Genomic DNA, 2,426 nt, shown 5'->3' with positions numbered 1-2,426 from the left:
CGGGCTGCTGATCGTGGCCTTCGACGCGTTCCGGGTCGGGACGCTGCTGATCGGGCTGGCGATGGCCGGCGGCGCGGTGCTGCGCTGGGCCCTGCCGTCCGTGGGCATGCTGGCCGTGCGCTCGCGCTTCACGGACATGATCACGTACGGCGGGCTGGGCGGGGCGATCCTGCTGCTGTCCCTGATGGCGCAGCCGCACCCGTGGCTGAAGGTGCCGTTCCTGGAGGACATCCTCCACTTCACGGTCTAGATCCGACTCCACGGGCCAGACTCGACCGGCTTTGCCTGATTTCGAGTAGTTTGATGACGAGGTGATCCCTTTCCTGCCCACAGGGCGGGAAAGGGCCGGTGCTGCCCGCGAGAGGGACGGTCCCCGTCATGGCCAAGATCAAGGTAGTCGGCCCGGTCGTCGAGCTCGACGGCGACGAGATGACCCGGATCATCTGGCGGTTCATCAAGGACCGGCTGATCCTGCCCCACCTCGACCTCGAGCTGAAGTACTTCGACCTGGGCATCGAGAACCGCGACGCCACCGGCGACCAGGTGACCGTCGACGCCGCGCACGCCATTCAGCAGTACGGCACCGGCGTGAAGTGCGCGACGATCACCCCGGACGAGGCGCGGGTCGAGGAGTTCGGCCTCAAGGCGATGTACCCCTCGCCCAACGGCACCATCCGCAACATCCTCGGCGGGGTGATCTTCCGTGAGCCGATCATCATGGCGAACGTGCCGAGGCTCGTCCCCGGCTGGACGAAGCCCATCGTCGTCGGCCGTCACGCCTTCGGCGACCAGTACTGCGCGACCGACCTGAAGGTCCCCGGAGCGGGCACCCTGACCGTGACCTACACCCCGAAGGACGGCTCCGAGCCACTGGAGCTGGAGGTCTACGACTTCCCCGGCCCCGGCGTCGCCCTGGCCATGTACAACCTGGACGAGTCGATCCGCGACTTCGCGCGCGCCTCCTTCCGCTACGGCCTGGACCGCGGCTACCCGGTCTACCTGTCCACCAAGAACACGATCCTGAAGAAGTACGACGGCCGCTTCAAGGACCTCTTCCAGGAGGTCTTCGACGCCGAGTTCAAGCCGGACTTCGACCGGGCCGGGCTGACGTACGAGCACCGCCTCATCGACGACATGGTGGCGACCGCGCTGAAGTCCTCCGGCGGCTACGTCTGGGCCTGCAAGAACTACGACGGCGACGTCCAGTCCGACACCGTCGCCCAGGGCTTCGGCTCGCTCGGTCTCATGACCTCGGTCCTCATGACGCCCGACGGCCGCACGCTGGAGGCCGAGGCCGCGCACGGCACCGTCACCCGCCACTACCGCCACCACCAGCAGGGCAAGGCCACCTCGACCAACCCGATCGCCTCGGTCTTCGCCTGGACCCGGGCCCTGGCCCACCGGGGCCGGCTGGACGGCACGCCCGAGGTCGTCGCGTTCGCGGAGACGCTGGAGCGGGTGTGCGTCGAGACCGTCGAGGGCGGGCGGATGACCAAGGACCTGGCGCTGCTGGTCGGTGCGGGGACCCCCTGGCTGACCACCGAGGAGTTCCTCGCGGCCGTCGAGGCGAACCTGCGCGGGAAGCTCGTGCCGGCAGCCGTGTGAACGGCGTGCCGGCAGTCGCGTGAGCGGCCGCGGTGGCCGGTCCTCCACCCCCGTGGGGGGACCGGCCACCGCCCCGCGGACGAGTTTCATGATCGCGCGTTCGGGCTTCAAGATCTTCAAGCCTGCTGTGGCCGGGGGGTGACGGTTCTGCAACGAGTTCGCCGTCGCGTATCAGTTGTGCAGCAATGCGACAAGGGCGCGAGGCGGGACTCCTGATTAACCCAAATGCCACGATGCGCCCCGCCTGTGGGAACTGCCATGCTGGATTGCGGCATCCCCCTGGGTAGCCAGCACCGAGGCTGCGGAAGGGGCGCCGCGGCACGCACGGCACGGAAATCGGGTCACGGCACGGGAAGAGCACGGCAGACACCGGGGGACAGGGGAGTGCAATGCCTCGTTGGAGGGCGCTACCGGAGGAACTCGACCCGGAAGTGCGCGAATTCACCGAACAGCTGCGCAGACTCGTGGAGCGCAGCGGGCTGAGCATCGGCGCCGTCGCGGACCGCACGGGTTACAGCAAGACGTCGTGGGAGCGCTATCTCGGCGGGCGGCTGCTGCCGCCGCTGGGGGCCGCCGAGGCACTGGCCGAGGCGACCGGGACCGACGTGGTCCATCTGAGCACGATGTGGGAGCTCGCCGAGCGGGCGTGGAGCCGCAGCGAGCTGCGGCACGACTCCACCGTGGAGTCGGCGCGGATCGCCCGGGCGCGGGCCGCGCTGGGAGAGTTCGGCCCGCCGCAGGCCGCCCCCGAGACTGCCGCCCCGGAGACCGCCGCCCCCCAGGCCGCCCCGCACTCCGCACGGGCCGGAGGCCGGCCGGGT

Annotated in this window: 3 protein-coding genes; all 3 read left to right on the top strand. The window is 69.9% G+C overall.

Features of this window, described 5'->3' with window-relative positions:
* A partial coding sequence (locus V7793_RS36425) for a DUF3017 domain-containing protein (protein ID WP_336013959.1) occupies positions 1 to 250 on the top strand: 250 nt, incomplete at its 5' end.
* A gap of 128 nt (positions 251 to 378) precedes the next feature.
* Complete coding sequence (locus V7793_RS36420; protein WP_336013958.1) at positions 379 to 1,605, top strand: NADP-dependent isocitrate dehydrogenase; 1,227 nt, start codon at positions 379 to 381, stop codon at positions 1,603 to 1,605.
* Between the two features lie 389 nt (positions 1,606 to 1,994).
* The coding region (locus V7793_RS36415) for a helix-turn-helix domain-containing protein (RefSeq protein WP_336013957.1) at positions 1,995 to 2,426 on the top strand (432 nt) is incomplete at its 3' end.

The sequence above is a fragment of the Streptomyces sp. KLMMK genome, from assembly GCF_036961605.1.
In the GTDB taxonomy this organism is placed as follows: Bacteria; Actinomycetota; Actinomycetes; order Streptomycetales; family Streptomycetaceae; genus Streptomyces; species Streptomyces telluris.
Note: the sequence above shows the minus strand (reverse complement) of the source record. Positions and strands in the feature narration are given on the sequence as shown.